Here is a 26,057-nt window from a genome sequence, read left to right as displayed (position 1 = left end):
TGCCTGCTCTAATTTTCCCTCTGGATATTTGGAAGTTAGTTCTATTTTATTAGAGAGAGAGAGAGAGAGAGAGAGAGAGAGAGAGAGAGAGAGAAAGAGAGAGAGAGAGAGAGACTAACCTGCCGTAAGCTTCTTTTTTATAAAATTCTATATAATAAATTTTTCACAAGAATATATCGCGCATGTGTATATGAGTGCGTGACAATCTATTTATTCCTTTCACATTTACAACAACCGGATATTTTTGCCTCCCTGCAAAAATATTTAAACACTTGTGCCATACCCTGTCCAGATATGGTATTTCGTTTGAAATTACATTTTTCCAACCTGAATAAAAACAAAAAAACTATGCTGAAATTAAAAAAATTATTCGCAATCATGATGCTTGTGATGGGAGTACATTCCTTCATGCAGGCGCAGGTAACTATCGGATCAGGTACCGCACCGAACAACGGGGCGATACTCGACGTCAAAAACAATGACAATACCGTTAATGCCAATGGAGGAATTAATTTTCCTCGGGTACTCATCACCAATTTTAGCCCAACCACAGATAACGATTTTGCAGCTTCGATAGGAGCTACAGACAGTTGGGACAGGCAGAAACACATAGGCCTTGTGGTCTACAATACCGGAACTCCTGCAGGTCTGCATATCTGGAACGGTACGCAATGGACGGCTGTCGGTGGCGGCGGCGCTTCCCCATGGAATATTTCCGGAACCTCGAATGCAGCCACATCAAATACCGATAATATTTACCAGATGGGAAGTGTATCTGTCGGAATAAGCGGGGCTGCTGATCCTACAGCAGCTTTAAATGTAGTTTCAACGAATAAAGGAGTATTGCTTCCGAAAATAGCGTTAACAAGCCCTACCGACAATGTAACTATACCCAATCCTACTACCGGCTTACTGGTATATAATACAGGAGCCAGCGCAAGTTTTACCACTGTAGGCTACATGTTCTGGGACGGTTCACAATGGAGACTATTCGCCAATGCTTCTTCGGAATCTGCAAGAGCTGTTTTGAATTGCGCAGGAGCCCAAATGAGTCCTGCCCAGCAGATCATTGACGGAACGAGCATTATAGCAGGTACCGTGTTACAAATACCATATACGGGCGGTAACGGCGGTAGCTTTAACGGTGCCACGCTCGTTTCCACCGGCAACCCGGGTGTAACCGCTACCATCGCAGGCAGCATGTTGTCGGTAGGCAACGGTGTGCTTAACTTCTCGCTATCAGGCACACCTACGCTAGACCAGCAGGCGCCTAACGGTATTACCTTCGATCTTACACCTTTTCTGAATGCTAATACCGACATCTCCGGCTGCAATCAGGTAACCGTAGGTAACACGCTGACCGCCTCGATAGAAGAAACCGCAGTGATGGGCAATTTTATGCTTGTTACGGATAATACGGGTAATGACACGGGCACACGATATTATGCCTTGCAATGTAACTCACCCGACGGCAAGTTTTCGATAAGGGCCGAAGTGCCTGTCACTCAAACCTCCGTGAGATCCGGCAACCAGTATCTTAATGTACAAGTGAGAAATAATCAGAGCTCCGCCGTACCTGTGATATGGAACTTCAATACAGACTATGGCGGCTCTCTTAGCACTATGGGGGTTTTAACTATACCATCTCAGAGATGGGGTGGCGACCAGGATAGCGGCAATAGTTGGACTAATGCCACGGGAAGCAACACCAGCAATGGAGCCTATTGGGGACAAGTGGGTATTTACGATGGTGAAAATAATGGGCCTGAATACAGACGTTATACATGGATTCCGATAGGACCAAATAATAAAGTATGTTATGAGGCTACCATTATGGTGGCGCTGGATACAACTACCCCGGCGACAGCGGTACATCCGACATTGATAAAATGCTATATTAAATTTAGTCAGGTAACAGCGCAATAGCACCGTTGAGATAATACAGATATAATGAATATAAGCTAATATGGAAATAAAATAGCTTTGTTTAAATCCCTTTATATATACTCCAAAACAAACGTGGGACGTTGAGAAACGTCCCTTATCTGCAATATCAATCAAATACCCCGGCCGGCGCAGGTCTGCAGATTTTTCTTTCTGAAAAAATCAAAGATTAAACGTGATTGTTCAATCTTTGGAAAATAATTTATCTATAGAATAAGAGCCGATAGCCTTTAGCTGTTGGCTGATAGCTCTTTGATGTATTGAAATGGCCCCCTAAATCCCCCAAGGGGGACTTACAATGATGGTAAAAAGTAATAAGTAAACAAGTGTTACCTTTGTTACCTTTTAACAAGTAATGAGTTTTAAGTAGTAAGTAAAGAGGTACGAGTAGACGAGGTACGAGATACAAGTTGGCTGTCGTTTTGTTTTGTTTCACGCAAAGACACAAAGGCGCAAAGTTTTACATCTTACGAGTTGTTTGAAAGTGAAAAATTAAAAGTGATAAGTGAAAAATATTCTTCGACTTTTCGTTTTTCGTTTTTCACTTTCTTTTCACTGATAACTGTTGACTGATGACTGTTAACTGATGACTGAAATAGGTGTTACTTTTGTTACCTTTTTTGAGATATGAGTAGACAAGATACAAGATACGAGTGATGCCTGATGACTATTCACTGTTCACTGGCGAGATGCTTCGCTCTGCTCAGCATGACAAACCACGATACTGTTAACTGTTAACTGATATATCTGTTACCTTTTTGAATTTTCAATCGCCGAAGCGAACGTGAGGTAAAACTAGCGAAGCCAATAAATATTCGTTCCTATAATGAAAAAAAGAAATAATTTAAAATATTTTTTCGCCCTGTTCGTCATAATTTATAGAGATGCATCTTACTTATAAAAATGAGTATGAAAATAAAAACAAGTATGAAATGTTTAACAGAAGAAGCCGTGAAGTCATATCTTTACAAATATTCGAACGAAAATGCACCGGCTGCGAAAAGTGTGTGGAAAAATGCCGCCGTAAAGTTATCGGCATGACATACAAAGACGGACGCAGTTATGCGACAGTGGAATATCCCGAAAGATGTGCCGGATGCGGAAAGTGTGAGCTTGTATGCCCTTCGGATGCAATAGAATTAATAACAGCATAATAAAAGAAAATAAGATGAATAAGAAAAAGAAGTTTTTAGGTATATTGATATTTATAGCGGTGTTTGCCGCGTCCATAGCCATAGTCATGTTACTCTGGAATGCATTGATCCCGTCCATCATAGGCTGGACCACAATAAATTACTGGCAGGCCGCAGGCTTGATGATATTGTGCCGCCTGTTGCTCGGAGGATTCGGACGGTTTGGAAAAGGCCATTTTTTCAGAGGGCGGGGCCATCATGACCATCGTCACTTTCACGACCTGAGAGAACGTATGAAAGGCATGTCGCGGGACGAACGCCGTGACTATATCCGTGAACATATGAGAGCTGCACATTCCTTCGGAGAACAATTCAAAGAAAACAGAGAAAATTCCCAACCCGGCAATAAGCCTGAATAAGCAAATATGACAACAGATTTGCCGCAAGAGCAGGATGCTTCGGGTATTTTCAAAAAATACCGGACACAACTCAGGAATTATATCTCCAAACGGGTATTCTCTAAAGAAGACGGGGAAGATATCTTGCAGAATGTCTTCTACCAGCTTTCGAAGATAGACCTGATAGAAAAGCCTATCGAACAGGTTTCGGCATGGCTCTATTCGGTTGCCAATAACCAGATAATAGACCGTAGCCGCAAACACAGGGAAGAGGAAATGAAGACTGTTGTCTCCGACAACGGTGAGGAACTTTTCCTTGCCGAAGTTACAGGGCTATTACTCGATGAAGATTCATCTCCCGAGACGGAATATTTACGCTCTCTGGTTTGGGTAGAACTGGAAGCGGCACTGGCCGAATTACCGGAAGAGCAGCGCGAAGTATTCGAACTGACAGAGTTGGAAGGCTATTCTTTCAAAGAAATATCCGAAGCGACCGGTATAGGAGTCAATACGCTTATCTCGCGCAAACGCTATGCAGTGTTGCATCTGCGCGAGCGATTAAAAGACCTGTATGACGAGCTACTTTACAGCTAACAATCGAGCTTTGTTTTTTCCATCCTTTTATTTACGGCTACCTCCATCTCATTCCTTTTATCGTTATATACATCTTTCGCCCGAAACAGATATCCGTAAAAAATAAACACACCGATACCGCAATCTACATAAGACTTTACTATTTTTATAAAAAAAGATTATATCCGATGTTACAAATTTTGAAGACCTGCGTTATCTATATAAATAACAAATAGGTCTGCGACCTTAAAATGGAATTAGAGAGATTTAAATCGACAGTGATACCCTTACGTGAAAAACTGCAGATTTTTGCAAAAGGTATACTGAGGAATGATATTGACGCGGAAGATGCCGTTCAGGAAACATTCCTGAGGCTATGGAATGTGCGTAGTCAGCTCAATACACATCCCAACATCGGAGGATTTGCAATGCAGACATTGAAGAATATATGTATCGACAGACTGAGGAGCGAAAACCACGATATCGCCATCGACAATGTGGCTGTGAGCACTACCGCCGTTACTCCATATACATATACCGAGCAAAACGATAGTGTGACTGTCATACGAAAAATTATAGACACGTTGCCCGAAACCCAGCGAAGAATAATGCTGATGCGCGATGTGGAAGGTTATGAATTGGACGAAATAGCGGAAATTATGGGAGCCGGGGCCGCCACAGTAAGAGTCAACCTCTCCAGAGCACGGAAGACGGTCCGGGATAAATTTTTAAGTATCAATAAATGACATGCAATATGATGAATGATATTGATAAAATATTAGAAAAATACTTCGACGGAGAAACATCTCTCGGAGAAGAAAAGATACTTCGGCAATATTTCCGGCAACCGGAGATTGAAGAGCGGCACAAAATGTATGCCCCCATGTTCAATTTCTTTTCAGAGGAACGGAAAGAAGCCGGTATTGAAAGGAAGAAAAAGAAAATACCTGTATATGCATGGGTAAGCATAGCCGCAAGCATACTGATACTTCTTACCATAAAATCAGTCCATACCGGTATGGAAAACGAAGCAGCCAAATCGATGCTGTATATCGACGGTAAGAAAATAACGAATATGCAAACAATCAATTCAGAAGCGCTGATATCGATAGAGAATGTATCGGAGGTGGATGCCGATGTCATCGATTCGCAGATAGGAATACTGGATTCTTTCACAGAATAAAACAACTGATTATGAAACATGGAATATTTATATTAACCCTCATGCTGCTGACAGTCACAATCACGGCTTCGGCTCAGGACGGTCTGAAAATTAAAGACATATTCGACAAATATGGTAAACGTGAAGGTTCAGTATTGCTGCAATTGTCGTCCGATGTACTTTCACAGGGAAGCAACATCACTTCCTACAAAAGTCTTATTCTGGACGAGACCACCCAGAACAGGATGGATATAGCAGAAGCACTGAAAGACGATATCCGGGGAAAACTCACTATTTCGGAAGTGAAGAAAGACGGCGTAATAGAATCGGGGTCCTATTATCTGGGAAAAGATAAAACGAATAATAATGAATTTATCCTGTATAAGAATAAAGGCAGGAAAATCACCCTCGTTTATCTCAATGGCAATTTCCCGTCGGGGCATCTGGATGCCGAATTGAAAAAGCTGAAAGACCTCTTTATTTATGTCAATAACAAACGTATCAAATTACAATAAAACCCAATAAGGTCGCAGACCTTTTTATCACTTTGGTAAGTATAAGAACCAAAACCAATTATGCATTAAAAATATATCATTAAATACATTCAATTACTTATATTATGAAACAACTTATAATTATACTTGCATTATCCCTATTTACAATATCTGTATTTGCCGACGATATAAATCAACCGCAAGATACAATCATCAGAACGGTGGTAACCGAAACCGTTACAGATACCGTTACCGGACTGGTGACCACAACCCGTACCGAAACGGAAAAGATAATACCGACAGTCGTCGAACCCGAAAGTTCGGTGATGTACGACGGGTCGTCTTACAATTTCATCTTTTCGTGGAAAAAGAAAAAACACCTTAGTCCGCACTGGACCGGTATAGGGATGGGTTTTATGAATTATGACGATATCCCCAACGGCAGACTGAAAATGAGTACATCGCACAACTTTACTGTAAATTTAGTTGATTTCCATAAACAGATAAAAAACTCCAATTGGCTATTGGTTAGCGGTATCGGGAGCGAATGGTCACGTTATCATTTTGATGATAATTCCGCACTCACCAAAAGGAATGGAATCACAGTTTTTGAGCCTGCACCGGAAGGTGTTAATTATAAAGCGACTCAATTGATCGCTTATTATGTTACCATCCCTCTCTTATTAGAATACCAAACTTCTGATTTTCATATATCGGGAGGTGTAGTAGGTTTCTTAAAATATTATTCCAAATCGCAGGTAAAATTCAAAGATGATGAAGGTACACATAAGGTAAGTATGGGACAGGACCTGAATATCCGCCCTGTAGATATGAGATTCAGGCTCCAGGTAGGGATAAATAATGTAGGTGTTTATGGCTATTATGCTCCATTCTCTATGTTCAGCAAAGATAAAGGGCCTGATCTGAAAACATATACTATAGGTGTTATGATTGGTATTTAGGCAATTAATATAAGCAATGTTGTATATTCATTAAATACCAAAAGTAATTTCTATACGAAAAGTATTTTCTTCTGTATAATCATATCGGGCTCCAAAGTTATTCTTGTCACAAATAGATTTCACAATATTAAGTCCAAGACCCGATGAATCCTCAGATTTGTGATGAAAAGCCATCCTGTTGAACAGATTAGCGGATATATCCCTCCGTGCGCAACTATTACTTATTACCAGTCGCGATTGGGCAAGGTGTATATCTATCCGTCCATCTGTGATATTATGCCTCACGGCATTGCTCAGCAGGTTCGATAATAATATTTCCGCCAATGCAGGGTTCATAAGGAGTGTGCAAGCCTCTATCCGGGTGGCGACAAAAAGGTTCTTCGCTTCGAACAATTCTTCCAAATCGGTGAGGTAGATAGAAAGCTGTTTCTTCATGTCCACTTCTTTCTTTCCCTCATACTGATTGTTATTTATTTTGGTAATCAGCAGAAGGGATTTATTTAATTTCGATAAACGGGATACAGCCCTCGATATAGCTCTTACGGACTTGGCCTGTTCTTCGTTTTCCATCAAACCGGAATTCTGCATCAATAAATCCAGCTTCGATTTTATGATAGACAGAGGTGTTTGCATTTCATGCGAAGCGTCCTCTGTAAAGATGCGGGAATTTTCGTAATCTGCATTGATCTTGCCCACCATCCGCATGATAACATCATTGATTTCGTCAAATTCCTTGATACCCGGATTCTTTAGTTCGAGAACAGTATTGGCTTTCAGATCATATTCGCGGAGTTTCCGGAGATTGGCATTGAGCGGTTTCCATATATTTCTTTTCAGCAAGTGTTCTACCACATATGTAAATAATATAAGCAGGATAAACAATATCAAAAGTGATGATACGATCGCATAGAACAAATCGTTCGATATCATTGTCGGCTGGTTGATATTGATAAGGTGATGTTCATCCTTGTACGAAACTGTGAAATAGAGTTGGCGGTAAGGAGTGAATGTACCCGTCTCCTCGCTGTACATAATTGTATCTTTGAAAACTTTCTTTGGGAATATGTCAGGATCTGCAATCCGTTTCTCTTCTATTCTGGCCGGTTTAAGGACGAGTGTCGCCGCCAGAGGCAATGTATCGTTCCGGGAGACAAACTGCTCTATCCTTTTCTTTTGATCGTTCAGCATCTGGTCGCTGGAGTAATGAATAAAAAAGCGGAAGATAAAGAAATGGGACACGGCCCCTATAACCAGTACTATAAGTATGGAGATAAAGAGATATTTCCGTATCAATTTTATTAGAGTCATTCTTTCGAGAATTTATATCCGATACCGTAAACCGTCTTTATATAATCTTTACATCCGTTGTCGATCAGTTTCTTTCTCAGGTTCTTGATATGATTGTATATAAAATCGAACGAGTCGGCAGTCAGGCTCATATCATCGCCCCACAAGTGTTCGGCTATATCTTCTTTACTCAATACCTTATCCTCATTCATTATAAAGTACAGAAGCAAATCATATTCTTTTCGGGTAAGCGCTACTTCTTTCTCATTCGCAAAGAGTCGGCGGTTGTCGAACTGAACGGTCAGCTCATTGAATCTCTTTTCATTGCTCCCTTTAAATCCTCTGCGACGAATAATGGACTTGATACGCGCATTCAGCTCCGACAGGTGAAAAGGCTTTGTCAGATAATCATCGGCTCCGATATCCAGTCCTGTCAGTTTATCGTCCAAAGAATTTTTTGCGGAAATGATAATAACACCCGCATCTTTATTCTTACTTTTCAGTTTGCGTATAATATCCAGTCCGCTTCCGCCGGGCAGGTTTATATCCACTACCACACAGTCATAATCATATAGCCCCACCTTTTCCTCAGCCAGAGCGTAAGTAGTCACGGATTCGACCGAGAAAGATTCCGATACGAGAAATTCGGTAATCGACTCCAGTAGGTCTATTTCATCTTCTATTATTAACAGGTTCATCCGGTTATCGATATTTAAGTAGCAGATAGAATTTAATGACATACTATCGAACCATAGCTAATTATTGCTGTTTCACCTACCTCAATAATAAACAGGCTCTTAGAATTACAAATCTACTAAATTATATTTTAATTTATCTCTAAACAGAATGCCTGCACAAATAATGTACAGGCATTCCCATGGAAAAAAATAGTTGCATCATCCTTTTATCAGACTTCCCTTATGGTCAAAAACCAAACTCTCATAGTATGAATGATAACCATTCCTCCCACATCTTATCTTTATAAAATAAATACTATTTGTATCCGGCTTCTTTAACAAATATATATAACGAATCTGTAGAGATTCTGTAGTATAAAATATTTTTCAGTATTTAAGTAACTGTCTAAATATATGGCATCACAAATAAAACGCCTATCTTTGTACCCTAATACAGTAGGCCGGTTTGCCGCTGGCTGCCGTAAGGCGGAAAGAGGAAAGTCCGGGCAACACAGAGCATCGTACTTCTTAATGGGAAGCTGCTTGTGAGGGCAGAGTTGAAGGTAACAGAGAATAACCGCCCCTTTGGGGTAAGGGTGAAAAGGCGGAGTAAGAGCCCACCGCCCGTGCAGCAATGTATCGGGGCCGTACCACTTGCGAGTTGTAAGACCATGTATACCGGCGCATGTAGGGCTGCTCGCCCGATGCCGGGGGGTAGGTCGCTAGAGCCTGCCGGTGACGGCCGGCGTAGATAAATGGCAGACACCTTGCTTACGCGAGGAACAGAACCCGGCTTACAGGCCTGCTGTATTTTTTTAACTTTTCAATTCGGAAGACTATAGATTTCGTTTTTGATAAGCCATATTCCCGATATCCCTTACATTGCCATATCAGCGCTCACTTTTATTATATTCCTTCGGCCGAAGGGATTCTTTGTATATAGGATTCCAATATGTAAATATCCGGCCCTGCATACTATCCTTATAATATTCTGTTCTCAGGTTGAATACCGTTACCATATATCTCAAGAGTTCAACCTGTTTAGTAGTACCGGAAGTAAATGAATTTCTATTTTCCAATATATTAAACATAAACTTTTTGTCACTGAAGGAAAAGTATAGTACGGTATTAGACCGCCCGTCTGCGATATTTGCTCCCCGCACATATTCCAGATTGACAGGACTCCCCGAATACTTAAGCTTACCGTTAAAAAAAATATTTATTTCATTAGCCGGAGTAAAGGATATCTTAACGCGCCTTACAAAGATGAGGACAAAGCATATGGCTAATGCCCATGTACCAAAGATAAAGTAATGGATATGCTCGATTCCGAGACAGAAAAAGACAGGAATATATAATATCCAGATGGGAGCAGCCATAAGAAGAATCTGCTTTATCGGATATGGGATTGCCCAAAACTTAAATTCTTTCACGGGGTTGTGATGATATTAGTTTTAATTTATCTATATAAGAAAGCCATTGCAAGTTAATTAATAATTTACAATGAATAAATAACAATATATAAATTTTAATAATCCATCACAAAAACAAAATTACAGTATGAAATACACGAACAAATTAGCCATGCACATAGTAGAGATGATAGAACAGGATCTGTGCAGTATATCCGAAATATGCAAATCGTTAAAAATCAGCCGCAAGACATTCTATGAATGGAAAAAGGCAAAACCGGAGTTCAGCGAAGCGCTAGAAGAAGCCATCGACCATCGCGAAGAGGTGATGATAGCCTCAGCACGCATAGGTTTGAAGCAACTGCTGGAAGGCTATGTGCAGAAGAAAGAAAAGATCACCTATGTCACCGACAAGAAGAATCCTGTGGAAGACTATGAAAAATGTCGTGTGGTGGAAAAGAAATTCTGTCCGCCGAGCATCCGCGCTATAAAGTACGTGCTCGACCGCGAGGAGCGGAAGAAAGACAAAGACCGGTTACTGGCATCGGAACGCTGTCCGCTAGTCATAGAAGTGCAGGACGAAGAAACCAGGCGTCAGTTGATGATATTAAAAGAGAATGGCTTCCGTTCGGGCGGTTCGCTCAATCCGGAGATATTAGCGGCCGTGAACAAGGAACTGAAGGAGGAGGAAAAAGTGAAAAATGAAGAACCGGAAGTGAAAAGTGAAGAACGAAAAGTGAAAAATGAGCAAGGGCAAGCTATGGAACAGCTACCTGTCGCTCAACCATCTGCCACTCCCGTAGAAAAGCCCAAGCCGAATCCCTATCCGTTTCTGCCGCCGGGATATACATCGAGAACGGATTGAGGAAGGAGGAAAGTAGTAAGTAATAAGTGAAAAGTGAAAAGTGAAAAGTGAAGAACGAAAAATTATACGAGATACAAGTTGTTGACTGATGACTGTTAACTGATGACTGTAAATAGTGTTACTTTTGTCACCTTTTTTAATAGTTACAAGTTACTTCGCCCTGCGGGCAGTTACGAGTTACAAGTTAGTTCACTGTTGACTGCTAACTGTTGACTGTTAACTGATATTTCTGTTACCTTTGTTACCTTTTCACAACAATATATGGCATTCATGTGTTCCCTATTAAAAGAACAAACTATCTTTGTCAATATTCTGGATATTATATGATTGAAAAAATAACGAATTTTGTAAAAAGGGTTATCCGTTTCCTTTCCTACGACATCTGGCGAATCAACAAGAAAGACAGGTCGTCGCGGAAAATAGGATTTTATAATATAATCAAATCCTTTATTCTTGCTATCCGTAATATCGACGGGGCACAGCTTTTCACGCGCGCATCGGCTCTTACTTACAGCACCCTATTGTCCATAGTGCCATTGCTCGCCGTATTATTCGCCATAGCCCGCGGGTTCGGGTTTCAGAATATAGTGAAGAGCCAGTTGTTCAGTTACTTTGCAGGGCAGGAAGAATTATTGAATAAGGCTACCGCTTTTATCGATAAGTCTATCGAGTACGCCCAGGGGGGTGTATTTCTGGGTATTGGTGTAATATTGTTGCTCTATACGGTTATCAACCTGTTGTCCAATATCGAGGACAACTTCAACAAGATGTGGCAGGTAAAAGCAGGACGGTCATACTTCCGGATGTTTACCGACTACCTTGCCCTGATAATCATCACACCTGTATTCCTGATCTGTAATGCCGGTATTACGATTTTACTGAATTCCACGGCCGAACAGCAATATCTGCTGGGCTTGGTAATAAGTCCGATGATGAAGGTAATTCCATTCCTGATTACAATACTGTTGTTTACAATACTATATATCTACATACCCAATACGAAAGTGAAGTTTACCAGCGCTCTGTTTGGTGGTATTTTTACAGGTATCGCCTTTCAGGTATTTCAGATGTTGTATATCAGCGGGCAGATATGGATATCGAAGTATAATGCCATTTACGGTAGTTTTGCCGCCCTGCCGTTATTATTACTGTGGTTGCAGCTGACATGGTTCTTCGTCTTGTTCGGAGTACAGCTATCCTTTGCATATCAGAACGTGAATAAATTCAGTTTCGAACATGAGACATCCAGTATCAGCCGCAGATATAAAGATTTTGTCCTGCTACTGATAATGACACTCATCGTTAAACGTTTCGAAAAAGGCCATACGCCTTACACCGCGGACGAATTGTCGGAATATTACAAAATACCGACTAAGCTGACCAACGATAGCCTCTTCTATCTGCAGGAAATAGGCCTTATTGTAGAAACCCCGTCGGCAGACACTCTTGTTCCCGCTTATATTCCGGCTATGGACATCAATCATATAACAGTGTGTTACCTTTTCGAAAAAATAGATCTGCATGGCTCGGAAGACTTCGTTATCGACACCGACATATTATTCCGCAGCGAATGGGAGACCATCCTCTCGATGCGGGAAGCAGAAAGCAATAGTTGCAGTAATAAATTATTGAAAGATTTGTAAATAATGTATCAGACCTCTGCAACTAAATGAAATCAGGTATTCAGAATCTAACGGAAGGGAATATATTTTCCACCCTGATACGCCTTGCGCTCCCTCTGATGGGCACAAGCTTCCTGCAAATGGCGTATACACTGATGGCTATGTCGTGGGTGGGACGGCTGGGAACCGTGTCGCATCCCGAAATCGCGACTAAATCGGAAGCCGCAATAGGCGCTATCGGTATGCTCCTGTGGCTGACATCATCGGTCGCTTATCTGGCCATGATAGGTTCGGAGGTGGCTGTGGGGCAATCCATAGGTGCGAAGAAAATGAAACGTGCCGCAATCTATGCTTCCCATTCCACCACTACTTCAATAATGCTGGGCGTGACATGGATCGCTATCCTTTTTATATTTGCCAATCAGATACTATCGTTCTTCAAGCTGGAAGCCGACATTACGGAAGACGCCGTACTTTATCTCCGCATACTGACCGTCAGCCTGCCATTTCAGTTCCTGTCGTATAACTTTACCGGGATATACAACGGAGCCGGACGCAGTATCGTACCTTTCCGAAATAATGCAGCGGGGCTTGTACTGAATATGATCCTCGACCCTATACTGATGTTTGTGATGGGATTGGGATTGCATGGGGCTGCTATAGGAACGGTTGCCGCGCAGTTGTTCGTATTCTCACTGTTCTTCTACCAGATAAAATTCGGAAGCCGTATACTGGGTAATTTCTCTTTCTTTATCAGGCCTAAAGCGATCTATCTGAAACGTATATTCTTCCTCGGAACTCCCGTATCGGTAATGAATTCGCTCTATGCCATCATCAATATGAATCTGGCGAGGGTAGCATCCATTCATGGCGGGCATCTGGGACTGATGACACAGACCACAGGCGGACAGATAGAAGCCGTGACATGGAACACATCGCAGGGATTTTCTACCGCCCTCAGCGCATTTGTAGCTCAGAACTATGCTGCCAATAAGCTGGAAAGAGGAAAGAAAGCCTATTATTATACCATACGGGTAATGCTTACGCTGGGTATTGTTGTGAGCATCTGCTTTATCCTCTTCGGAGCACAGATATTCGGTATCATCGTACCCGAAGAGAATGCGATGCAAGCAGGGGCTCAATACCTGTTCGTAATGGGACTGGTTCAGATATTTATGATGTTCGAACTTACCACGCAGGGCATGTTCAACGGAATCGGACGCACCATAGAACCCGCCATTATCAGTATAGTATTCAATGCGCTGCGTATCCCGCTCGCGTACTATCTGGCGGCACAAATGGGTATAACAGGTGTCTGGTGGGCAATTGCTATTTCCACCATTTGCAAAGGAATTATATTACCTACGTGGTTTGCTGTTGTGTACCGTAAAATAAAGAAAAAGAAGCCGAAGATAGGATAAGACGATTTCAAGATTTCATGTTTCAAGATTTCAGAATTTAAATACTGATCTATTTCAATCTTGAAATCTTGAAACATGAAATCTTGAAACCTGCATTTTTCCCGTATAAGATTATCTATATATTTGTTGAGGGTTATGTTTCAACAAGCGTTCTTTGGCAACTATTTCATATTCTGTATCAGGGCGTCCGTAATTACAAAAAGGATAGATACTGATTCCTCCGCGCGGGGTAAATATACCCACGACTTCAATATATTTCGGGTTCATCAGATTTACAAGGTCTTTCATTATGATGTTTACGCAATCCTCGTGAAAAGCTCCGTGATTGCGAAAGCTAAACATATATAGTTTCAGGCTTTTGCTTTCCACCATCTTTACATCAGGAATATAATTGATGTGGATAGTTGCGAAATCGGGTTGTCCGGTAATCGGGCATAAACTTGTAAATTCGGGACAATTGAATGTTACCCAGTAATCGTTACCCTGATGTTTGTTCTCGAATGCTTCCAGTACTTCGGGAGCATAATCATCTTTGTACTCTGTTTTAGCGCCAAGATGGCTCAATCCTTCTATTCCCATTGTTTATTAGTTACGGGTTACGAGTTACGAGTTACAAGTTAGGAATTTTTACTTTTCAATTTTCAATTGACTCGTAACTTGTAACTAAATATTTCTTAAATAATTTTCTAAACCTTGTTTACGCAGTTTACAGGCGGGACAATGTCCGCAACCATCAGCTATAATGCCATTGTAACAGGTCAGGGTTTGAGTGCGCACGACGTCGAAAACACCCAATTGGTCAGCTAACTGCCATACGGCAGTCTTATCGCGCCACATTAACGGTGTGTGAATCTGAAAATGCTCGTCCATCGCCAGATTGATCGAAGCATTTGCCGATAGTATAAACGTATCCCTGCAATCGGGATAACCGCTGTAATCGGCTTCGGATACACCTGTCACAATGTGACGGATACCATGCGAACGGGCTATGACAGCCGCGAAAGTAAGAAACAACAGATTCCGTCCCGGAACAAATGTATTCGGGTACGAATCGGCCGGCTTTTCCTGATCCATTACAATATCACTTGTCAAAGAGTTTACAGACAACTGGCTGATAATGGATGCATCCAACAACTGGAAAGGTACACCTGCATGTCCGGCAATTGCCTGTGCCACCTCTACCTCTTTAGAGTGGCGTTGACCGTAAGTAAAGCATAGAGTGCGAACGGAAGAAAAGTTTTCAATAGCCCAGTAAAGGCATGTTGTAGAGTCCTGTCCACCTGAGAACAAGACCAATGCTGGTTCTTTTTTATTCATTAAATTCTTTGTTTTTTACGTGGTTGTTCCTAAGCTACACGGACAGGCGAAAGCCTTTCAATTACAAAAGTAGTAATTTTTAATAGGAATTAATTCAAAAAAATAAAGAAAGAATGATCCGTTTGATGCAAACGCTTATCTCCGGTCGGGTATTAGATTCCGTAAGTGTACGGCATAAAAACAAAACGATGGCAATCTGAAACAAACAGATGAACATAAAAAAGAGCTGCAATAGATAACTGCAACTCTTTTGTAATCATTAATAGTCTATGTACTTATTCAATTTCCAGCACATTTACCATCTGCGGTTCTACGTCAGCTTTACCCTCGCCGTCGATTTGCTCTACTTTCTGGACGAATACATGTAAGAGACCTTTACTGCGCCACAGCTCGGTATCGAAGGACGGTTCCCATGAACCGAGGGAAAAATCGGTCAGGTCCCTGATCTCCCATTTGTTTTTCTTTATGTCTTTACTGATGGCAACCGAGGCCTTTCCTCCTCTCTCTTCATCCCGGAACAAGAGACTCAATTCGGTCGATTTGCCTTTTATCTTAGCAACTACCTGCGGACGGGATACCGGAATACGTTTTGTCCCCGTTCCTTTCAGGGAGAATGGCGTTTTACGGAAACCCAGATTTAAGTCGTTCCATTTCTTACCTGTATAGTAAACGATATGGTATTGTGGAATATCCGAATCCTGTTCTCTCCAGTAAGTAGCTATATAGGGATTACCTTTAGCATCGGTAACCATCGACGTCTGATTGATCAACTCGCTATTTTGGGGAACGGGACAAGCTATTTCCGATTTTGCTGCGGTAATAGGTAAATTATACTTTTCACCTTTCGAGTTTTCCCATGACACACCGCCATCGTAAGACCTCGCATAACACAAGTCGTGATTGGTGGCAACATCGGCTGTTTCACGCCATACCCACGACAGATGAATAGTCCCTTTATCGTCTATGCAGGATTGCCAATAGGCATTGCGCTGGTTTTCGCCGTCAATAAAGTTCTTCTGTATTTGAATCCATGATTTTGATTTCAGGTTATACCTGTTCATGACGAGGTTACCCCTACCCGATTGTCCGTCCCGATACATGAAAATCAAGTCTCCATCGGGCATTTTCAGAAACTCGGGATAGGTGACATTCGTTTCAAGGCTTCCGGTCATAGGCTGTTTTTCACCCAGTTCGAGGGAATAAGGTGCTATCCCTTTCGCATAACGCAACGGGTGCCCGTGATGATCCCATGATACATGCAGATAACCGTCGCCGTCAGTCATGATACTGATGGAATTATGGGCATCGGAAACATTGCCTTTGTAATGGGTTTTATTTATAGTCCAGCTATCTTCTCCTATATTGCGTTTACCTAATGTAAGGAAACCATCTGGGTCGTAATAGGCTATAAACTGAACATCGTTATGGGTAACCAGTGAATTTTTGCGAAACACGGTTACATTCACGGAATTGTTTGACCAACCCGGCGCTACAGGTATTAACTTCTGAGCATAGGTGGATACAGAGAGGAGTATGAAACTTAATAATATGTACTTCTTTATTTTCATGGTTATAATTTTCAGTCCGGACTATTCAGCTTTTTGATAAACGCGTACATAGTCGATTTCATAGGTCAAAGGGAAGGCATTATCGTCCGGTGTGCCGCCATTTCCTCCGATAGCCAAATTTAGTAAAATATAGTGAGGCTGCCTAAAAGGATTCAGATTTTCACCTATCGAGCCATTCTGAGTATCTTTGAGCAAGGTTTCGTTTACCATTATATCGTCTATATACAGGCGGATGGCATCCTCATCCCAATCCATACGCCATACGTGGAACTTATCCGCCCAAAACGGGTCTTTATCTGTAAAATTGGCGAATGGTATTATCTCCGAGTCCCATTTGGCATCGTATCTTTTGTCTGTTCCCCATGCTGTGTTAGCCAATATGTGAGGCTTTCCTCCCACCAGATAATATTCCATCAGGTCTATTTCTCCGTTCGACGGCCATTCCATAGAAGTCCCCAGTGTCCAGATGGCAGGCCATGAACCTGTTGCTGTAGGTATCTTCGCCCTGATTTCGAAACGTCCGTACCGGAATTCTTTCTTCCCTACCGTTTTTATGGAAGATGAAGTATAACCGGCATATTCACGGTTCCTCCTCCAATCGGTGCTTCCCGGTTCATAAGCAGGGTTCTTTACTTGCTCCCTCCTGCCCTGTATATTGAGTACCCCGTTCTTGCATATCGCATTGTCGGGTTGATACCATTGCAGCTCCTGATTCCTTACAAAGCCATTTTCATAGCTCCAGACATTGGCATCAGGTTTGCCATCTTTGTCAAACTCATCATTCCAGACAAGATTCCAGCCTTGTATATCTTTGGGAATAGCATTGTCTGCATTCATATGATCGAAAATATCCAGATTCCATTCGTCCATCCATTTCAACACAGGCATACCGTTTTCGAAGAGTATCGGAAGCCAGATGTATCGCCCGTCGACAGGATCTTTAGGAGTCCATCTGTCTCCCATAAAAATAAAGGCGTCTTTCTTTCCCGTTACCGGTAATATGTAAGTACTCTGCGAATGGAAAGTGAGTTCCGCATCCTTTCCTACACACGGGTTCGGATGCAATGTCCATGGCCCCCGGATATTACCGGCAGTAAGCAGACGTGCAGCATTCGGCGCCCAGCCTGTACATCCTGACGTTATCATAAAGTAGCGTCCATCTTTCTTAAACATAGCAGGGGCTTCGTTATGGCCACCCGGTTCTATACGGATATATTTACCAGTATGATTTAAGTAATCCTCTGTCAATTCGGCTATCTGAAGTGTAAGGTTTTCCTCTGATGCGTAGATATGATAGGCCTTACCATCATCATCTACATATAAAGTCATATCGCGGGACATCTGCCCTCCGGCAAAATCGCGGCGGACGAATAATCCGTCATCCACAGCTTTATGCCATTGGGGTGTCCACCAGTCTTTAAAGTCGGTAGATTTTATTGTTGAAGTTTGCTGCTCTGTGGTCATATTCAAAGGCCACTTACCGGCATTCACCCTGCTATTCTTGATAAACCGGTAGGGGCCTGTTACATTATCACTTACAGCGATCCCGACATTGGCTGCCGCATAGCCTTTGCCTTTAAGTTCGAGATGGAAATACATCACAAACTTTTTAGTATTCTCATTATATATAACCTTGGGACGTTCTATTATGCAACCTCTTACGATAGGACTATTCCGGTCCTCCGAAACAGGCAGAGCTACCCCCTCATTCTTCCAGTTATACAAGTCATCGGATGAATAGCATGTGACGCCAACAAATGCAGAGTTAGACTTTCCTCCTTTATGTTCCCCAAACCAATAGTATTTCCCATTGTGATAGAGGATGCCTCCTCCATGCGCGTTGATATGAACACCCTTATCATCGGGCCAAAGCTGGCCGGGACGAATAATCTGCTCTATCTTTTGTTGTGAAAAGCAGGGGAGACCCCATAACATCAATAAACCTGTCAATAAAAGACTATAAATACCTCTATATATATTCTCCATTATTATCATCTTAAAACACCAAGATAGGAGATCCTTACTCAGAGCTCCTATCCTGGCAATCTATTTATTTACAATGAATCTTAATTTACCTTATCTTCATCAGCCACAGCATCCTGCCATGAATCCCATTTAGGCGTTGCAGCATCATAGCCATCATAACCGTAGTTCTGGCTAAGCTCTCCTTTATTGTTAGCTGTAATCGCAGCATTCGGAATAGGCCATAAGAAGTTACATTTGTCCATCTGGTAATTGAATGTATTCGGGCGAACATTTCTCGGTCCCTGATTGTACATACCATAGCGTGTTACTCTCTTATACCAGTAACTACCACCATTCAAGTCTGTACCGGACTCTTTATATAATGTGTTTACATCATAGGTATTACCCCATTCATCAGGCTTGCCGCTCAGGGCAAGGCAATACGAAACACGTTTCAGTTCCACATTGCGCCATTCTTCCAGATATAGTTCACGGGCGCGTTCGTCCATAATATCACCGATAGTCACTGTAGTGTATAATTCCGTACATTTCGCTCTCTTCCTCACTTCGTTTACATCTGAAGCTGCCCCTGCAGGATCTCCCAGATAAAACTTAGCTTCGGCGCGAAGAAGGTACGCTTCCGCCAAACGGTAAAGATACCAGTCGGCAATACCTCCATTAGTAGCTCCATTAAACTGGTTAGCACCCTGATTAGCTTCTGCCACCACGTCGTTCAAATAAATTTTGTATTGAGGCCAGTCGAACCAAACACGAAGGGAGTCTGTACATAATAGAGCACCTGTATCCGGATGCTTGAACATAATATTCTTACCAAACCATGTAGATGACGGGTCGTTATACTTAATAGAGTCCATTCTACCCCAGTTACCGACCGTACTGTTGTGACGTAAATCGCCTTTATCATCTACACCATTTACTTTCCACACTCCGTTAGAAGCAAACCAGGTCAGACGCCATGTAGCAATACCACGTCCGATAGACCTGATATAATCATAATCAGCACGGTAATTTGTATTATTACGGGCATAATTCTGTACTGCTTGTTTTCCGTCAGGTGTCTTCAGGTCTGAACCACTCGTATAGCTAGGCCCGAAAATACGCATTGTAAGGAACTCGATCATCGACTCGGCAGTCGCACCACGGTTCACCATACCCATTATCACTTCTTTGTTAGTACCGGCAAGTTTATTTTCAGGGCGGTGCAGATCCCATATTACATTACGGGTCACTTTCCATGTTTGAGGAGAATAAGTATCTACAAAAGATCCGAAACTATCCTGCATCAATGAGTAGCCGGAGCTGTTAATCAGGATATCCGCCTGATCTTTTGCTTTCTGAAACTGACCTGTAGCCATATAACATTTGATAAGTAACATACGGCAAGCACCTTTATTTACCATTCCTGTATATTTTATATCTTTTTGGTCCGGCACCCATTCTACGGCAAATTCCATATCTTTGGTTATCATCTCCAGAATTGCCTCTTTTTTGGTAGAACGATAATTTTGTTTAGGCACTGAGAGAATTTTAGTTACCAATGGCACATCACCGAATTGGAAAGCTAAAGAAAGATAACGAAACGAACGATGGAAATATGCTCTACCCAGATAAGCATTTTTGGTTGCCTCATCCATACCTTCCACATTATTGATAAAGGTGGTAATAGTATTTGCATATTTTATACCATTATAAGTTTCATCCCAAAAGTAGCTTCTCCAGTCTCCCGCATCATATCCAGCATTGCTCGTAGGTGTCATCTGGTTTGCCACATCAGAGAACAGTGCTGAATCATCAGTCTTACTTGCTACGGATAGTTCGGAAAATAGATACTCTGTGCCGATAGGCACGGAAATATTTCTGTTTTCGTAACTTGTCCAGTAGGAACGAAGGTGACGATCGGCTTGAGCCAACACAGCCTGCATACCCGATTCAGTAGTAAATGTAATCCCCGGTTCGTAGAATGACAGTGGATCAGGCTCCAAAAAACTATCGGAACAACTGCCGAAAAATAACGAACTACACGTTGCGGTTACCAGCCCTATTGCCGATAATCTGTTCTTCATGTTCTTATATATCTTTTTCATGTTTTATTACAATTTAGAAGGTTAAGTTTAAACCAATCGAATAAATACGGGATGCCAAACCTCCATTGTTGTTGGCTCCTGTTTCAGGATCACCATATTCCCAGTCTTTTTTCCATACGGCAACATTACGTACCGAACCAAAGATTTTCACATTTTGCACATCAAATCTTTGCAACCACGCTTTAGGCAATGTATAACCTACCGATATATTTTCGAGACGTATAAAGGAGCGGTCGTGAAGTCTACCGGCAGTAACTGCACCTGTAGGCCCTTGAGCATTTAAGCGCCCATATTTATTAGTCGGATTATCTATTGTCCAGTATTCTTTAGCATATGTATTCAATCCATTAGTTATCAACGAACCCGCATTGTCCTGATTCAAGTAATATGTTTCAAGCGATTTATGACCCATATAAGAATAGATGCTAAATGACAGGCTCAGGTTCTTCCATAAAGTAAAATCATTACGGATTGACCAATGAATAGGAGGAGATGTTTTTCCTAGGAATTGCTTATCGTTATCATTATACACCGGTGTAATAGAGCCATCTGCATTTACCTTATCATCGGCAGTATAGGAATTTTCCACTTTAGGATCGCCGGGTTTTTGTCCGTATCTGGCTGCTTCTTCAACTTCATCCGCCTGCCAGATTCCGGTTACTTTATAATCCCAGATTGTACCGATAGCCTGCCCGATAAACCAACCGTTTGTTTTATCGTCCATTTCTTTTGTTCCTACAACTTTTCCTGAAGCATCAAGAACATCTTCATATTGATAATAGAGATGTTTGATTTCATTCTTATTATAAGAAAAACCAAAAGTTGTGCTCCATTCAAAATTGTCATTCTTCATATTAAGTGAATTAATAGCAAGCTCTATACCACGGTTTTGCACCTCCCCTAAATTAGTCGCTATGGAAGAGAATCCGGTAAAGCCGGGCAAGCGCTGACTCATAATCATGTCATGAGTATTTATCGTATAATATTCAATATTACCTGTGATGCGGTCGTTAAGGAAGCCATAATCCAGCCCAAAGTTCCACGCTTCTGTTTTTTCCCATTGCAGTCCCGGATTTGCCATACGGTCGATTCGCAGGTAATTCATATTTACCAAATTACCGGAAGCATCGAGATAGCCTTGTTTTTTGTCTGTCACAAGATTCGCGATTGACACGTACGGATTTTCAAGCGAACGGTTACCGTTTTTACCCCACGATACACGCAATTTTCCTGTACTCATTGGGTGCCATTTGAAAAAGTCTTCATTTACAAATGACCATGCTAGTGCTACCGACGGGAAAGTAGCATGAGGATTGTTTTGTCCGAATGCAGAATATCCATCACGGCGAACCGAAGTAGTCAGCATATATTTATCGTCATACGAGTAGAATAAACGAGCTAAGAGAGCATCTGCCGTATAATGTGTATCTTCAGACGAATAAGAACTCTTCGTTTTATCGCCGTCCTTTGTATTATGGAAGCCCAATGCATCTGATGGTAAGATATTACGGGCTTCGATCCTGTCTTTCCAGTATCTTTGCTCTTCAGCTTCCTGCACCAAAGTAAGATTTACTTTATGTTTTTGGGCAAAAGTATAATCCCAATTGATTGTATTGTTTATAGACCAGTCGAAGCGTTTTGCCTGCTCACGGTTCACTAATCCGCCGGTACTTACCCAGTCCGGATGTTTCGAAGATTCGAAATAACGGTCAAAGAAATATTGATAGCGGGGAGCAGCATTAAAGGAATAAGTAATATTGAAAGGTAATTTCACTTTAGCAGTAAAAATACTGTTCAACACCTGGTAGCCTTTTTCCAGATCCATATACTGACGGTTATAATCATAGTTCCATCCATAATTCTGGCTGGCGCCCATCGGACGATACACTAAGTTTCCATCGCTATCGCGGTAGGAAGCATACGGACTAAGACGCACCTGATTGGCATCCCAGTAGTTATGTCCTAATCCGGGCTGAATATCTCCATCACTACGATCCTGGAAATTTACATTAGCGCTTATTTCAAGCCATTTGGTTACAGTTCCTGTAAGTTTCAGATTGGCACGGACAGATTGATATTCATTACCAACAACCGCACCCTCATTTTTAAGGTAACCAAGAGACATATAATAGTTCATCCGGTCGCTGGCTCCCGATACGCTGGCATTATAATCCTGATTGATACCTGTACGGAAAGTATGGTCGTACCAGTCGAAAGAATTACCATCGATATAGTTCTGAAGCACAATATCACTCAGGTTTAAACGCCTTCCATATATACTGGCATCGGATTCGCCCGTTGCATTGGTGGTATATCCCCGCCAGGTATCAAGCGAAACTCCGTATTGGGATAAATTATTTGGATTGTCATAATAACCGTATTTACCTTTAGTAGTACCTGACTGATAGGCTTCATATTTACCTGTTTCGGAGTTTACTCCGTAAGTACCCGTTTTGTACCAGTCTTCACGATATTGCATATAGCCATCGGGGCTGAAAACTTTCCGGTAATCGCTTTTTGTAGTGACACCGAAGTTCGCACTTACGTTTACTACCGGCTTGCCCATCTGCCCTTTTTTGGTAGTGATGATAATAACTCCACTCGCCGCTCTTGCTCCATAAACGGAAGCGGCTGAAGCATCTTTCAATACATCAATCTGCCCTATATCATCGGGGTTGATTTCCGACAATTCACCATAGAACATCATTCCATCAAGGATAATCAACGGATCGTTGTGTCCTCCTCCTGTACTAACCGAGCGCTGACCGCGTATCTGCATAGAACCTCCCCCTTTGGCATCTGCGCTATATCCGACTGATAAACCGGGCGTTCCACGAAGAATGTCCTGAACTGTCTTTGGATTTTCGTTCGCTAACCTGTCAGGACGAACCTGTACTATAGATCCTGTCAGGTCTTTCTTACGCATTGTGCCGTAACCGATAACTACGACCTCATCCAACATCCTGGAATCTTCTTCCAGCTTTATTAGAAAATTCGTTTGATTTTCAACTTTTACTTCCTGTTTGATATATCCTACATAAGATATTACAAGTGTAGAATTAGCCGCTGCCGACAATGAGAATTTTCCATCGATATCAGTTACAGTACCTACAGTTGTACCTTTCACTACAACGGATACACCGATAAGGGCTTCACCGGTATTTGCATCAGAAACCGTACCTTGCACCGTTCTGCCTTGCGCAAATATACCCGACGAAAAGGTTGTGAATACAAACAATAAGAAAAATGAGAAGAAAGATTTTGGTACTGCCTTTCCGCATACCTCACTTTGCTTTTTTAAATAAGTATATTTTCCCATAGTAATTAAGTAATTAAATAAGTAATAGGTTAGTTTTTTTGCTTACGATTTACGTGATATAGAATTCATTATGAGCCCTGTATGCTTAAATACAAATACAGGAAACTCTTATCCCGGATATTTTTCCCTATCCGGAATAAGAGTTTCCTGTATCGAATAATATAATAAGGTGTAATAATCCCGAGAAGAATTGTATCTCCGGATATAAATTCGTTTATTTTTATTATATTCTCTCTCTCTCTCTCTCTCTAGCAAAACACGGCTAATATCCAAATTTTCAGAAGAAAAAATGGAATAATTTGTTGTTATATTTTTTGTTTTATAATACATAAAATCAAAATTGTGTTTTACATAAAGAGTATTAATTAATTTATGGTATTTTCTGGATTCTAAACAGAGGTATCGCAATTCATCCGGTTTTAATCAGACAGGACTTTTGTTGTGAATTATTTTTCCCATGGTGATCTAGATAATAGTTAAGTAAGCAATAGCAAAATTGATAATTAATAAAGGTTTCTATAAGGGTAATTTCATTCAAAAAGGATGAAATTTGATTCTTTTCCACATTTTAATCCCTTATTGCATGGTCTTTAGGAAATGATTGCCCGCTCCAGGCTTTCTTTTCTGTCCAGTCCTGAGCAGGGGAAGTCCAGAAAGAATGGCTGGCAGGTAAACCTAAAGGAAGAAATACTTCAGCCGTCAGATATAAGCTTCCATTATTTGTGTACCAATCGGCCAAATCGGGTTGATGTCCCGCAAATCCCAATTGCAAAAAGCCGCCCTTATTAAAGTTTCCCTCCATAGAGAACATACGCTTCATAACACATGTTAACGCATTACGCACTTGCCCCTCCGGCAACTCTTCCGGTAAATATTCTTTCCACGATAATAAGGCCAGTGGTTGAAACGCGCCCATACGGTAAGTCATAGAACGTCCAAATACAGGGAATGTAGCCTCAGGCGAGATGAAACGTTCAAGTATGATACCAAAGCGTTGCATACGTTTTTTTGCTGTGTCAAGATTCTTTTGCACTACAGCCAGATTCTTGTCGCGCAACCTGATCTGCCGGTCAACAAGTACTTCCAATACCTGCACATACATAGGCTGAATAACAAAACTGTTATAATAGTCGAATGCAAAGTGTGAGCCATCCGAATACCAGCCATCTCCCACATACCATTCCTCAATCTTTCGAATAGCGCTGTGAATACGGTACATATCGCATTGCGCATCTACAGAGAGCAAAAATGACTCCACCATTGCCGAAAACAAAAGCCAGTTTGTATATGGAGGATCGATACGGCGCAATTGCTGAAATTCCTCAATATATCTTTTCTTCGTCAAGTCATCCAACGGTTCCCATAATTGCTTAGGCGCACGCAGGAAACTGGAAGCTATATAAGCGGCATCTACCAATGGCTGCCCCTCGTTCCGCCACAACAAATAATCGGGGCTGGCAGGATCAACAGCCTGCACATAACTTTTGAGAGCCCATTCCCGTAACTGTTTCCGTTGTTTACCTTCGGCAGTATCATCATCCGGTAAACTAAGCCATGGTGCCAATCCGGACATCAGACGGCCAAAGCATTCCATGTATGAAACACGTTTGTCACGTCCATCCCATGTCGGGCTTAATTCCAGTTCCATATTCTTGGACAACTCACCCTTGCTCATATTGCTAAGGACAGGTGAGGCTATTTTGTAAAGCAGATTTGTCCAGTAAGTACGATCATTTGGTTCTTCGTCTTTCTTATTCATATTTGCATATGATGGTAAAGAAAGGAGAACTGTAAGTGTCAGTAGTGTATATAATTTGTTTTTCATAAGTATAA

21 protein-coding genes and 1 other RNA gene are annotated in these 26,057 nt (G+C 41.6%); 12 read left to right on the top strand and 10 right to left on the bottom strand.

Annotation, left to right across the window (positions count from 1 at the left end; genetic code table 11):
* Window positions 1–348 precede the first annotated feature (348 nt).
* The 8 genes from B3317_RS15390 to B3317_RS15355 all read left to right on the top strand — a co-directional run bounded on the left by B3317_RS15390 (window position 349) and on the right by B3317_RS15355 (window position 6,666).
* Window positions 349–1,926 (top strand): hypothetical protein, encoded by a 1,578-nt coding sequence (locus tag B3317_RS15390; RefSeq protein ID WP_291113191.1) that lies wholly within the window; start codon window positions 349–351, stop codon window positions 1,924–1,926.
* Between the two features lie 950 nt (window positions 1,927–2,876).
* Window positions 2,877–3,098: a 4Fe-4S dicluster domain-containing protein gene (locus B3317_RS15385; protein ID WP_291113189.1), complete on the top strand. Its 222-nt coding sequence runs from the start codon at window positions 2,877–2,879 to the stop codon at window positions 3,096–3,098.
* 14 nt (window positions 3,099–3,112) lie between these two features.
* Entirely contained in the window at window positions 3,113–3,496 is a 384-nt protein-coding gene (locus tag B3317_RS15380; protein ID WP_291113187.1) for a hypothetical protein, read from the top strand.
* A 6-nt stretch (window positions 3,497–3,502) separates the two neighbouring features.
* The gene (locus B3317_RS15375) at window positions 3,503–4,069 is read left to right on the top strand and encodes an RNA polymerase sigma factor (protein WP_291113185.1); all 567 of its coding nucleotides are present in this window, start codon (window positions 3,503–3,505) and stop codon (window positions 4,067–4,069) included.
* Window positions 4,070–4,299: 230 nt separating this feature from the next.
* Window positions 4,300–4,794 carry an RNA polymerase sigma factor gene (locus B3317_RS15370; protein ID WP_291113183.1) on the top strand — a complete coding sequence of 165 codons (495 nt, stop codon included), beginning with the start codon at window positions 4,300–4,302 and terminating at the stop codon, window positions 4,792–4,794.
* An 8-nt stretch (window positions 4,795–4,802) separates the two neighbouring features.
* Window positions 4,803–5,231, top strand: a complete 429-nt coding sequence (locus tag B3317_RS15365) for a hypothetical protein (protein ID WP_291113181.1) — start codon at window positions 4,803–4,805, stop codon at window positions 5,229–5,231.
* An 11-nt stretch (window positions 5,232–5,242) separates the two neighbouring features.
* The gene (locus tag B3317_RS15360; RefSeq protein ID WP_291113180.1) at window positions 5,243–5,725 is read left to right on the top strand and encodes a hypothetical protein; all 483 of its coding nucleotides are present in this window, start codon (window positions 5,243–5,245) and stop codon (window positions 5,723–5,725) included.
* Between the two features lie 104 nt (window positions 5,726–5,829).
* A complete protein-coding gene (locus tag B3317_RS15355) occupies window positions 5,830–6,666 on the top strand; it encodes a hypothetical protein (RefSeq protein ID WP_291113178.1) in 837 nt (278 codons plus the stop codon).
* Window positions 6,667–6,696: 30 nt separating this feature from the next.
* Here the strand turns inward: B3317_RS15355 and B3317_RS15350 are convergent, their stop codons facing one another.
* Both B3317_RS15350 and B3317_RS15345 read right to left on the bottom strand, forming a co-directional pair.
* Complete coding sequence (locus B3317_RS15350; protein WP_291113176.1) at window positions 6,697–7,974, bottom strand: sensor histidine kinase; 1,278 nt, start codon at window positions 7,972–7,974, stop codon at window positions 6,697–6,699.
* The gene (locus tag B3317_RS15345; protein ID WP_291113174.1) at window positions 7,971–8,651 is read right to left on the bottom strand and encodes a response regulator transcription factor; all 681 of its coding nucleotides are present in this window, start codon (window positions 8,649–8,651) and stop codon (window positions 7,971–7,973) included. The genes B3317_RS15350 and B3317_RS15345 overlap by 4 nt, the downstream gene beginning before the upstream one ends.
* 432 nt (window positions 8,652–9,083) lie before the next feature.
* Between B3317_RS15345 and rnpB the strand changes: the two genes are divergently transcribed.
* An RNA gene (rnpB, locus tag B3317_RS15340) (RNase P RNA component class A) lies at window positions 9,084–9,443 on the top strand.
* A gap of 77 nt (window positions 9,444–9,520) precedes the next feature.
* On the opposite strand, the gene B3317_RS15335 is transcribed toward rnpB, so the two are convergent.
* Window positions 9,521–10,063, bottom strand: coding sequence for a hypothetical protein (locus tag B3317_RS15335; protein ID WP_291113172.1), 543 nt, complete (start codon window positions 10,061–10,063; stop codon window positions 9,521–9,523).
* 127 nt (window positions 10,064–10,190) lie between these two features.
* Here B3317_RS15335 and B3317_RS15330 point away from each other — a divergent pair, with 127 nt between their 5' ends.
* The 3 genes from B3317_RS15330 (at window position 10,191) to B3317_RS15320 (ending at window position 13,950) form a co-directional block, all read left to right on the top strand.
* A complete protein-coding gene (locus tag B3317_RS15330) occupies window positions 10,191–10,907 on the top strand; it encodes a phBC6A51 family helix-turn-helix protein (protein ID WP_291113170.1) in 717 nt (238 codons plus the stop codon).
* 323 nt (window positions 10,908–11,230) lie between these two features.
* Window positions 11,231–12,550: a YihY/virulence factor BrkB family protein gene (locus B3317_RS15325; protein ID WP_291113168.1), complete on the top strand. Its 1,320-nt coding sequence runs from the start codon at window positions 11,231–11,233 to the stop codon at window positions 12,548–12,550.
* A 26-nt stretch (window positions 12,551–12,576) separates the two neighbouring features.
* Window positions 12,577–13,950: an MATE family efflux transporter gene (locus B3317_RS15320; protein WP_291113166.1), complete on the top strand. Its 1,374-nt coding sequence runs from the start codon at window positions 12,577–12,579 to the stop codon at window positions 13,948–13,950.
* A gap of 111 nt (window positions 13,951–14,061) precedes the next feature.
* On the opposite strand, the gene queF is transcribed toward B3317_RS15320, so the two are convergent.
* From queF to B3317_RS15285, 7 genes are all read right to left on the bottom strand, one after another.
* Entirely contained in the window at window positions 14,062–14,529 is a 468-nt protein-coding gene (gene queF / locus B3317_RS15315) for a preQ(1) synthase (RefSeq protein WP_291113164.1), read from the bottom strand.
* Between the two features lie 84 nt (window positions 14,530–14,613).
* A complete protein-coding gene (gene queC / locus B3317_RS15310; RefSeq protein WP_291113163.1) occupies window positions 14,614–15,267 on the bottom strand; it encodes a 7-cyano-7-deazaguanine synthase QueC in 654 nt (217 codons plus the stop codon).
* 275 nt (window positions 15,268–15,542) lie between these two features.
* Window positions 15,543–16,835 (bottom strand): BNR repeat-containing protein, encoded by a 1,293-nt coding sequence (locus tag B3317_RS15305; RefSeq protein ID WP_291113161.1) that lies wholly within the window; start codon window positions 16,833–16,835, stop codon window positions 15,543–15,545.
* A gap of 21 nt (window positions 16,836–16,856) precedes the next feature.
* Window positions 16,857–18,821, bottom strand: coding sequence for a family 43 glycosylhydrolase (locus B3317_RS15300; RefSeq protein ID WP_291113160.1), 1,965 nt, complete (start codon window positions 18,819–18,821; stop codon window positions 16,857–16,859).
* A gap of 80 nt (window positions 18,822–18,901) precedes the next feature.
* Window positions 18,902–20,905, bottom strand: coding sequence for a RagB/SusD family nutrient uptake outer membrane protein (locus B3317_RS15295; RefSeq protein ID WP_291113158.1), 2,004 nt, complete (start codon window positions 20,903–20,905; stop codon window positions 18,902–18,904).
* Between the two features lie 13 nt (window positions 20,906–20,918).
* The gene (locus tag B3317_RS15290; protein WP_291113156.1) at window positions 20,919–24,224 is read right to left on the bottom strand and encodes a SusC/RagA family TonB-linked outer membrane protein; all 3,306 of its coding nucleotides are present in this window, start codon (window positions 24,222–24,224) and stop codon (window positions 20,919–20,921) included.
* A gap of 568 nt (window positions 24,225–24,792) precedes the next feature.
* A complete protein-coding gene (locus B3317_RS15285) occupies window positions 24,793–26,049 on the bottom strand; it encodes a DUF2264 domain-containing protein (RefSeq protein WP_291113154.1) in 1,257 nt (418 codons plus the stop codon).
* Window positions 26,050–26,057 lie beyond the last annotated feature (8 nt).

Origin of the sequence: Dysgonomonas sp. UBA7710, assembly GCF_002482385.1 — a bacterium.
Lineage (GTDB): Bacteria > Bacteroidota > Bacteroidia > Bacteroidales > Dysgonomonadaceae > Dysgonomonas.
This window is presented reverse-complemented; position numbering and strand designations above follow the sequence as displayed.

What these genes read in the sequence shown, in the direction of transcription:
- B3317_RS15390 (WP_291113191.1), top strand. Translation starts at nt 349, where the DNA reads ATGCTGAAATTAAAAAAATTATTCGCAATCATGATGCTTGTGATGGGA.
- B3317_RS15385 (WP_291113189.1), top strand. Translation starts at nt 2,877, where the DNA reads ATGTTTAACAGAAGAAGCCGTGAAGTCATATCTTTACAAATATTCGAA.
- B3317_RS15380 (WP_291113187.1), top strand. Translation starts at nt 3,113, where the DNA reads ATGAATAAGAAAAAGAAGTTTTTAGGTATATTGATATTTATAGCGGTG.
- B3317_RS15375 (WP_291113185.1), top strand. Translation starts at nt 3,503, where the DNA reads ATGACAACAGATTTGCCGCAAGAGCAGGATGCTTCGGGTATTTTCAAA.
- B3317_RS15370 (WP_291113183.1), top strand. Translation starts at nt 4,300, where the DNA reads ATGGAATTAGAGAGATTTAAATCGACAGTGATACCCTTACGTGAAAAA.
- B3317_RS15365 (WP_291113181.1), top strand. Translation starts at nt 4,803, where the DNA reads ATGATGAATGATATTGATAAAATATTAGAAAAATACTTCGACGGAGAA.
- B3317_RS15360 (WP_291113180.1), top strand. Translation starts at nt 5,243, where the DNA reads ATGAAACATGGAATATTTATATTAACCCTCATGCTGCTGACAGTCACA.
- B3317_RS15355 (WP_291113178.1), top strand. Translation starts at nt 5,830, where the DNA reads ATGAAACAACTTATAATTATACTTGCATTATCCCTATTTACAATATCT.
- B3317_RS15350 (WP_291113176.1), bottom strand. Translation starts at nt 7,974, where the DNA reads ATGACTCTAATAAAATTGATACGGAAATATCTCTTTATCTCCATACTT.
- B3317_RS15345 (WP_291113174.1), bottom strand. Translation starts at nt 8,651, where the DNA reads ATGAACCTGTTAATAATAGAAGATGAAATAGACCTACTGGAGTCGATT.
- B3317_RS15330 (WP_291113170.1), top strand. Translation starts at nt 10,191, where the DNA reads ATGAAATACACGAACAAATTAGCCATGCACATAGTAGAGATGATAGAA.
- B3317_RS15325 (WP_291113168.1), top strand. Translation starts at nt 11,231, where the DNA reads ATGATTGAAAAAATAACGAATTTTGTAAAAAGGGTTATCCGTTTCCTT.
- B3317_RS15320 (WP_291113166.1), top strand. Translation starts at nt 12,577, where the DNA reads ATGAAATCAGGTATTCAGAATCTAACGGAAGGGAATATATTTTCCACC.
- queF (WP_291113164.1), bottom strand. Translation starts at nt 14,529, where the DNA reads ATGGGAATAGAAGGATTGAGCCATCTTGGCGCTAAAACAGAGTACAAA.
- queC (WP_291113163.1), bottom strand. Translation starts at nt 15,267, where the DNA reads ATGAATAAAAAAGAACCAGCATTGGTCTTGTTCTCAGGTGGACAGGAC.
- B3317_RS15305 (WP_291113161.1), bottom strand. Translation starts at nt 16,835, where the DNA reads ATGAAAATAAAGAAGTACATATTATTAAGTTTCATACTCCTCTCTGTA.
- B3317_RS15300 (WP_291113160.1), bottom strand. Translation starts at nt 18,821, where the DNA reads ATGGAGAATATATATAGAGGTATTTATAGTCTTTTATTGACAGGTTTA.
- B3317_RS15295 (WP_291113158.1), bottom strand. Translation starts at nt 20,905, where the DNA reads ATGAAAAAGATATATAAGAACATGAAGAACAGATTATCGGCAATAGGG.
- B3317_RS15290 (WP_291113156.1), bottom strand. Translation starts at nt 24,224, where the DNA reads ATGGGAAAATATACTTATTTAAAAAAGCAAAGTGAGGTATGCGGAAAG.
- B3317_RS15285 (WP_291113154.1), bottom strand. Translation starts at nt 26,049, where the DNA reads ATGAAAAACAAATTATATACACTACTGACACTTACAGTTCTCCTTTCT.